Annotated in this window: 7 protein-coding genes; 3 read left to right on the forward strand and 4 right to left on the reverse strand. The window is 65.5% G+C overall.

Features of this window, described 5'->3' with window-relative positions; genetic code table 11:
* The first annotated feature begins 5 nt into the window (after nt 1–5).
* The 3 genes from A5906_RS02180 to A5906_RS02190 are packed head-to-tail and all read left to right on the forward strand — an operon-like array spanning nt 6 to nt 2,889.
* Nucleotides 6–899, forward strand: coding sequence for an ABC transporter permease (locus A5906_RS02180; RefSeq protein WP_080133620.1), 894 nt, complete (start codon nt 6–8; stop codon nt 897–899).
* The gene (locus A5906_RS02185; RefSeq protein ID WP_080133621.1) at nt 899–1,906 is read left to right on the forward strand and encodes an ABC transporter ATP-binding protein; all 1,008 of its coding nucleotides are present in this window, start codon (nt 899–901) and stop codon (nt 1,904–1,906) included. The genes A5906_RS02180 and A5906_RS02185 overlap by 1 nt, the downstream gene beginning before the upstream one ends.
* A complete protein-coding gene (locus tag A5906_RS02190; protein WP_080133622.1) occupies nt 1,903–2,889 on the forward strand; it encodes an ABC transporter ATP-binding protein in 987 nt (328 codons plus the stop codon). Before A5906_RS02185 ends, A5906_RS02190 begins: the two co-directional genes overlap by 4 nt.
* 144 nt (nt 2,890–3,033) lie before the next feature.
* On the opposite strand, the gene A5906_RS02195 is transcribed toward A5906_RS02190, so the two are convergent.
* From A5906_RS02195 to A5906_RS43675, 4 genes are all read right to left on the reverse strand, one after another.
* A complete protein-coding gene (locus A5906_RS02195) occupies nt 3,034–5,010 on the reverse strand; it encodes an acetyl-CoA carboxylase biotin carboxylase subunit (protein ID WP_080133623.1) in 1,977 nt (658 codons plus the stop codon).
* Nucleotides 5,007–6,623: an acyl-CoA carboxylase subunit beta gene (locus A5906_RS02200; RefSeq protein ID WP_080133624.1), complete on the reverse strand. Its 1,617-nt coding sequence runs from the start codon at nt 6,621–6,623 to the stop codon at nt 5,007–5,009. Before A5906_RS02200 ends, A5906_RS02195 begins: the two co-directional genes overlap by 4 nt.
* 114 nt (nt 6,624–6,737) lie before the next feature.
* The gene (locus tag A5906_RS02205; RefSeq protein ID WP_080133625.1) at nt 6,738–7,604 is read right to left on the reverse strand and encodes a beta-keto acid cleavage family enzyme; all 867 of its coding nucleotides are present in this window, start codon (nt 7,602–7,604) and stop codon (nt 6,738–6,740) included.
* A gap of 193 nt (nt 7,605–7,797) precedes the next feature.
* A partial coding sequence (locus A5906_RS43675) for a helix-turn-helix domain-containing protein (protein ID WP_245326560.1) occupies nt 7,798–8,098 on the reverse strand: 301 nt, incomplete at its 5' end.

Consider the following 8,098-nt stretch of genomic DNA (forward strand, 5'->3'; position numbering starts at 1 on the left):
GCCGCTTGGCCGCGATCGACTTTGACGTTGAACTGAGGCGGGCCGGGGCGCATGCGACCGGCGGGTGGCGGCGCGTGCTGTTCATGGCGCAGCGGCACGTGCTGGGCGCAGCCGGGCTCGTCATCATGACCCTGTTCGTGCTCACCGCGATCTTTGCCGATTTCATCGCGCGCTACGATCCCCTCACCGTCGATTCGGCCCGCGCGCTGGCGCGCCCGACTCTCGCGCACTGGATGGGGACGGATTCCTTCGGCCGCGACGTGTTCAGCCGCATCATCCACGGCGCGCGCATTTCGCTCGCCGTCGGCATCGGCTCGACCGCGCTCGGCGGCACGATCGGCGTCATCGTCGGCCTCACCTCCGGCTATCTCTCGGGCTGGGTCGATCTGGTGTTCCAGCGCGTCTCCGACGTGCTGCAGGCATTGCCGCTGCTGGTCCTCGCCCTGATCATGACCGCGGCGCTGGGCCCGTCCTTGCCGAACGTGATCATCGCCATCGCCATTCCGCTGATCCCGACGGTGTCGCGCGTCATTCGCGCCAATACGCTGGCGCTGCGCGAACAGCCTTTCGTCGAAGCCGCCAAGTCGATCGGGATGAGCGAGATGCGCATCGCACTGCGGCATGTGCTGCCGAACACGCTGGCGCCGCTGATCGTGCTCGCCACCGCCCAGCTCGGCTCGACCATCCTGACCGAAGCCTCGCTCTCCTTCCTCGGCCTCGGCATTCCCGAGCCTTATCCGTCATGGGGCCGCATGCTCTCCGAATCCGCCGCCGAATATGTCCGCACCGCGCCGTGGCTGGTGATCTTCCCCGGCATCGCGATCAGCCTCGCCGTGTTCGGCGCCAATTTGTTCGGCGACGCCCTGCGCGACATCCTCGATCCCCGGCAGCGCGGCTGATGGCACAGAAATCCGATATCGTGCTCGAGGTGAAGAACCTGAAGACGGTGTTCTTCACGAACTCCGGCCTGTTCAAGGCGGTGGACGACGTCTCCTTCACCGTGACGCGCGGCGAGACGCTGGCGATCGTCGGCGAATCCGGGTGCGGCAAGAGCGTCACCGCGCTGTCGCTGATGCGGCTCGTGCCCGATCCGCCCGGCCGCATCGTTGGCGGCTCCGTGACGCTCGAAGGCACCGATCTGCTGGCGCTGGATGAAGCGCAGATGCGCGCGGTCAGGGGCAATCGCATCTCCATGATCTTCCAGGAGCCGATGACCTCGCTCAATCCGGTGATGCGAATCGGCGATCAGATCGTCGAGGCCGTGCGGCTGCACCGGAACATCTCGTCGAAGGAAGCGCGAAGCATCGCGGTCGAGATGCTGCGGCTGGTGCGCATCCCGGAGCCTGCGAGACGTGCAAAAGAATATCCGCACCAGCTCTCCGGTGGCATGCGCCAGCGCGCGATGATCGCAATGGCGCTGGCATGCCGGCCGGCGCTGTTGATCGCGGACGAGCCGACCACGGCGTTGGACGTCACCATCCAGGCACAGATTCTGGCGCTGATCCTCGATCTGCAGAAGGAGCTCGGCACCGGCCTCGTCCTCATCACGCACGATCTCGGCGTGGTCGCGCAGACCGCGCAGCGCGTCATCGTGATGTATGCGGGACGAAAGGTCGAGGAAGCCAGCGTCGAGGCGCTGTTCGCAGCACCAAAGCATCCCTACACGCGCGGGCTGATGGCCTCGATCCCGGCCGTCCCTGCATCCGGTGTGCCGGCACCGGCGCGTCTGAACGAAATTCCGGGCACCGTGCCCTCGCTGGTGCGGCTGCCGCAAGGCTGCGCCTTCGCGCCGCGCTGCAAGCTCGCGATCAAGCGCTGCGAAGCAGAATATCCGCCGCTTGCGGATTGGGGCGGCGGCCATCTCGCGGCGTGCTGGCGCGCGGAAGAAGTGGCGGAGGTGGCATGAGCGAAGTGCTGCTCGAAGTCACCGAACTCAAGAAGCACTACCCGGTGCGCGCCGGCGTGCTGCGCCGGCAGATCGGCACTGTGCATGCGGTGGATGGCGTCTCGTTCTCGCTTGGCGCCGGCGAGACGCTGGGCCTTGTCGGCGAATCCGGCTGCGGCAAATCGACGGTGGCGCGCAGCGTGCTGCGGCTGGTCGAGCCGACTTCGGGCCAGATCCGTCTCGACGGCGAGGACATCACGCACCTGTCCAAGACGGCGCTGCGCCCGCACCGCCGCTCGATGCAGATCGTGTTCCAGGACCCGTTTGCCTCGCTCAACCCACGCATGACCGCGGGCGACATCGTCGGTGAGCCGCTCGCCGTGCATGGGCTTGCGACCGGAAAGGAGCTGGAGACGCGCGTCGCAAAACTATTCGAGCAAGTGGGCCTGCGGTCCGACCAGATGAAAAACTTCCCGCATCAGTTTTCCGGCGGCCAGCGTCAGCGCATCTGCATCGCACGCGCGCTCGCGCTGGGGCCCCGCCTGATCGTCTGCGACGAGCCGGTGTCCGCGCTCGACGTCTCGATCCAGGCACAGGTGATCAACCTGTTGATCGACCTGCAACGCGAGCACGGCTTCTCCTATCTCTTCATCGCGCACGATCTCGCCGTGGTCGCCCATATCAGCCACCGCGTCGCGGTGATGTATCTCGGCCGCATCGTCGAGATCGCCGACAAGGACGATCTGTTCCGCAATCCCAGGCATCCCTACACGCAGGCCCTGCTCGCTTCCGTGCCCATCGCCAACCCGCTCGCGAAGAGGCTGGCGCCGCTGGTCGACGGCGATGTCCCCAGCCCCGTCAATCCGCCGTCAGGCTGCGCATTTCACACGCGCTGCCGGTATGCAATGGAGCGGTGCAAGACGGAGCGGCCGGCATTGCTGGATGCCGGTGATGGGCATCAGGTGGCGTGCCTGCTGAACGCGGGGACGGGAAGAAGCCAATAGCACTGCCGTCGTCCCGGCGAAGGCCGGGACCAAGCCACAGGGACTGGTTATGATGCGAGCTGGTAACTCGGAGTCGTCGCCAAACCCAACCCTGCGGTTATCGATCCCGGCCTTCGCCGGGGACGACGAGTTGGGCTTGTCGCGCTACCCCGCCCCGATCTCCGCGACGATCCTGCCGGCCGTCACCTGCTCGCCTTCGGCAACGTCGATCGCGGCGATCACGCCATCGCTGCCGGCCTTGTGGATGTGCTCCATCTTCATCGCCTCCAGTGTCAGCACCGGCTGGCCCGCGGTGACGCGGTCGCCCGGCTTGACGAGGACCGCGACGACGCGGCCGTTCATGGCGGCGCGAACCTTGCCGTCGCCGCCATTCGTTGCCGCCACTTTCGGCGCGGCGAGGGTGAGATCGGTGACGGCGAACGGAATGCCGCGCTGCTGGAGGTAGAGCTGATCGCCGTCGCGCAGGAATTTAGCACTGTCCATCACGCCATCGTGGCGGAAGCGAATCGCGTCGGGATCGAGCTGGTCGATCTCAAACTTGTCTTGTCGGCCGTCAGTTATGACGATGTAGCTGCCATCGCGCTCTCGGGTGATTTCGAGCTCGTACCTCTGGCCGGCGACCTCGATCTTCGCAGGCAGCGGAAACGTTGCCGACAGGCTCCGCCCGATCCGCCATGATGGCGCGCGCGAGTTCGTGACGTAGAGCAGAAGCCCAGCCAGCACCACGTCAAATATCGCATCCGCACGCGGTGCCAGCAGTTCGTCGCGATGTGCGCCGATGAAGTCCGTCGTCGCCTCGCCTTTGGCAAAGCCGGGATGGCGCAGGCACGACATCAGAAACGCCTGGTTGGTGGTCACGCCGAACGCGGTGAGTCGCTCGAGACCAACGATCAGCCGCCCCCTCGCCTCCTCGCGAGTCGCGCCATGGCTGATCACCTTGGCGATCATGGAATCGTAGAACGGCGGAATCTCGGAACCCGATTGCAGCGCGTGCTCGACGCGGATGCCGTCAGGCACCTGCCAGCGCGCCATACGGCCGGACTGCGGCATGAAATCCCGCCCGGCGTCTTCCGAGCAAAGCCGCACCTCGATGGCATGACCGGAGAACTTGATGTCCTGCTGCTTCAAAGGCAATGGCTCGCCACGCGCCACGCGCAGCTGCAGCTCGACGAGATCGAGCCCGGTGATCGCCTCGGTGACGGGATGCTCGACTTGAAGGCGGGTGTTCATCTCCATGAAGTAGAACTCGCCGCGTTCGTCGAGCAGGAACTCCAGCGTCCCTGCTCCCTCATAGCGCAGCGCCTTCACCGCGGCGACTGCAACCTCGCCCATTTTCGCACGCAGCTCGGGGGTGACAGCGGGCGATGGTGCCTCCTCGATGAGCTTCTGGTGACGCCGCTGCACCGAGCAGTCGCGCTCGCCGAGATGGACGGCGTTGCCGTGGCTGTCGCCGAACACCTGGATCTCGATGTGGCGGGGATTCTGGATGGCGCGCTCGAGAATGACGGTGGGATCGCCGAACGCCGCCTTCGCCTCCGAGCGCGCACTGCGCAGCGCATCGGGCAACGACGCCGCATCGGTGACAAGCCGCATGCCGCGGCCGCCACCGCCGGCGACCGCCTTGATCATGACGGGGAAGCCGATCTTTTTGGCTTCCGCGAACATGACCTCGTCGCCCTGCTCGATACCCTGATAGCCGGGCACGATGGGCACGCCGGCCTTCTTCATGATCTCCTTGGCGCCGGCCTTGTTGCCCATCGCCTCGATCGCTTGCGGCGACGGGCCGATGAAGACGAGGCCGGCATCCTTGCAGGCTTGCGCAAACTCCTCGTTCTCGGCAAGGAAGCCATAGCCGGGATGCACTGCATCCGCGCCGCTGGCCTTCGCCGCAGCAATGATCGCGGGAACGTTGAGATAGGATTGCGCGGGCAAAGCTTCGCCGATGCGCACGGCTTGATCGGCCTGCTTCACATGGAGCGCATCGCGATCGGCATCCGAATAGACTGCGACGACGCCGAGGCCAAGCCGCCGCGCGCTTCGCATCACGCGCAATGCGATCTCGGCGCGATTGGCGACCAATACCTTAAAGAACGGGCGGTGCTGCACTGATCCGTTCCTCATGGGCGGGCCACCGAAAACTGCATGCGCTGGGGCGAGCGCGCGTCGGCCTCACGGCAGATCGCGAGCACCTCCGACAGAACCGCGCGAGTATCGCGCGGATCGATCACGCCGTCGTCGAGCACGCGCGCGCTGGTCGAGAAAACGTCCATCTGGCCGTCGAACACGCCGATGATCTCAGCTTTCATGGCATCGAGCTTATCCTTCTCGATCGGCTTGCCGCGGCGGGCGGCGGCGGCTTCGGTGACGATCGCCATGGTCTCCGCGGCCTGCTCGCCGCCCATCACAGCGGTCTTGGCGTTGGGCCAGGAGAAGCAGAAGCGCGGATGGAAGCCGCGCCCGCACATGCCGTAATTGCCGGCACCGAACGAGGCGCCGCAATAGATCGTGATCTGCGGCACCGTCGCCGAGGTCACGGCCTGGATCATCTTGGAGCCGTGCTTGATCATGCCGGCCTCCTCGTAGGCCTTGCCGACCATGTAGCCGGTGGTGTTGTTGAGATAGAGGATCGGCGTGCGGGTCTGGCAGCAGGCCTGGATGAAGTGCGTCGCCTTGTTGGCACCGGCGGGATCGAGCGGGCCGTTATTGGTGATGATGCCGATCGCCTGGCCCTCGATGCGGGCATGGCCGCAGACGGTGGCCGGGCCATAATTCGGCGCCATCTCGGTGAAGTCGGAATCATCGACGATGCGCGCAATCACCTGCTTCATGTCGACGGGACGCTTGTGGTCCATCGGCATGATGCCGAGCAGCTCCTCTTGGTCGTAGCGCGGCGGCCTGAACTCTGAAGCCGCCCGGCCCGGCCGCTCCCATTCCGTCGCCGCCATGATCTCGCGCGCGATGCGCAAGGCATCGCGATCGTCCTCGGCGAGATAATCGCCGAGGCCGGAGATTTGCGTGTGCATCTCGGCGCCGCCGAGCTCTTCCTCGGTCGCGATCTCGCCCGTCGCGGCCTTCAGCAGCGGCGGGCCCGCGAGAAAGGCGCGGGTGCGGCCGCGCACCATGACGATGTAGTCGGACAGACCGGTCTGATAGGCGCCGCCCGCAGTGGAGGAGCCGTGCGTGACGGTCACGACCGGAAGGCCCGCGGCGGAGAGCCGCGCGAGGTTGCGAAAGATGTTGCCGCCGCGGACAAAATCTTCGACGCGGTAGCGCAAGAGATTGGCGCCGGCGCTTTCGACGAGCTGGACGTAAGGCAGCTTGTTCTCCAGCGCGAGCTCCTGCACCCGCAGCGTCTTGTCGAGGCCGTAGGGCTGCAGCGCGCCGGCGTCGATGCCGGAATCGCTGGCGCTGACCATGCAGCGGATCCCCGAGACGAAGCCTATGCCGGCGATGACGCCGCCGCCCGGCACGCTCTTGCTGGGATCTGGCACGTCGAACATGTAGCCGGCGAGCGTCGACAGCTCGATGAAGGGGGCACCGGGATCGAGCACCAGCGCAACGCGCTCGCGCGGCAGCAGCTGGCCGCGCTTGTGGAAGCGGTCTTTCGCTGCAGCCGACGCGGCACGCGTGCGCTCTTCCAGCGCGCGCATGCGATCGATCAAGCCGAGCATGCCGTCGCGGTTGGCGTGGTAGCCGGCGCTGCCGGCGGAGATGGTGTTTTCGAGAATGGACATAACTCAATCCTGCTCGTCATTGCGAGGAGCGAAGCGACGAAGCAATCCAGAGTATTTCCGCGGAGAGATTCTGGATTGCTTCGCTTTGCTCGCAATGACGGGTGAGGCGATGGTTCAGCGATTCGTCCCAAAGATCTTCCGCGCCTCGGCAGGGCTCGCGATCTGGCGGCCCGCACGCCTTGCGCAGGCGGCAACCGCTTCGATGAGCTGGCCGTTCGAGGTCACCTTCGTGCCGTCGGCGAGATAGAAGGTATCTTCGAGGCCGGTGCGTAAGTGGCCGCCGAGCTCGGCGCAGCGCTGATGCAGCGGCCAAATCTCTTCGCGGCCGATCGCGGTGACCTGCCAATGCGCCTCGGGGCGCTTGAGCTTGATGAGGATCGGCAGCAATTCAGGATCAGCGGGCATGCCGGAGGCGACGCCCATGACGAAATTGTATTCGAGCGGCCCCGTGTACATGCCGACCTGGTGGTACATGCCGACGCAACGCACGATGCCGACGTCGAAACATTCGAACTCGGGGATGGTGCCGACCGCGTTCATGACGTCGAGATAGTCCTTCACCTTCTCGACCGCGTTGTCGAACATCATCGGCGGCCAGGCCCAATTGTTGTCGGCCTTCACCTTCAAATAATTCAGCGAGCCGGCGTTGCAGGCGGCGATCTCCGGCCTGGTCTCGCGGATGCAGTCGAGCGCGCCGGAGTAGTTCGGCCCCGATACGCCCGAGGTGTGATTGATGATGACGCCGGGGCAGGCCTCGCGGATCGCCTGCTGGATCTCCTTGCTGACCGCGACCTCCCAGGACGGCAGATGCCCCTTGTTCGGCGCCTGCTGGCGCAAATGGATGTGCATGATGGACGCGCCGGCATCGAACGCAGCCCTGGCCTCGCGCGCCATCTGCTCGGGCGTCACGGGCACATTGTGCTGCTTCGGGTCGGTGAGCACGCCGTTCAGCGCGCAGGTGATGACGGCCTTGTCGCTCATGATGTCTCGCACGTTGAGAATTCAACGCTTGCGATCATGTGCCGCGCGACATGCGGCTTCTTGCGCGGAGAAGCTAGCTAAAAACGAGCTCTCGTAGGATAGGCAAAGCGAAGCGTGCCCACCATCTTTGTCAATTGCCGAGAGGTGGTGGGCACGGCGCAAGAGCGCCTTTGCCCACCCTGCGACAGCGGTGCTAGCTCGCCTCAGCCATCCGCACCGTCTCGGTGCTGCGATAAATCGCAAGATCCCGCGAGCCGACGAAGATCGCGCGCGGCTTCAATCCGTAGAAGCGGCGGATCGAGTGGCTGAAATGCGTGGAATCGGGATAACCGATGTCCTGCGCGAGATGGGCGAGGTTGAGGTCCTGGTTGGCGAAGTGCAGCAGATGCCGCGCGCGCTTCCAGGCCCGGAAGGAGCGGAACGAGATGCCGGTCTCTTCCTTGAACAGATGCAGGAAGCGAGAGGCCGAGAGGCCCGCCTCAGTGGCACAGGTA

The organism is Bradyrhizobium sacchari, assembly GCF_002068095.1.
GTDB classification, from domain to species: Bacteria; Pseudomonadota; Alphaproteobacteria; order Rhizobiales; family Xanthobacteraceae; genus Bradyrhizobium; species Bradyrhizobium sacchari.

What these genes read in the sequence shown, in the direction of transcription:
- A5906_RS02185 (WP_080133621.1), top strand. Translation starts at nt 899, where the DNA reads ATGGCACAGAAATCCGATATCGTGCTCGAGGTGAAGAACCTGAAGACG.
- A5906_RS02190 (WP_080133622.1), top strand. Translation starts at nt 1,903, where the DNA reads ATGAGCGAAGTGCTGCTCGAAGTCACCGAACTCAAGAAGCACTACCCG.
- A5906_RS02195 (WP_080133623.1), bottom strand. Translation starts at nt 5,010, where the DNA reads ATGAGGAACGGATCAGTGCAGCACCGCCCGTTCTTTAAGGTATTGGTC.
- A5906_RS02200 (WP_080133624.1), bottom strand. Translation starts at nt 6,623, where the DNA reads ATGTCCATTCTCGAAAACACCATCTCCGCCGGCAGCGCCGGCTACCAC.
- A5906_RS02205 (WP_080133625.1), bottom strand. Translation starts at nt 7,604, where the DNA reads ATGAGCGACAAGGCCGTCATCACCTGCGCGCTGAACGGCGTGCTCACC.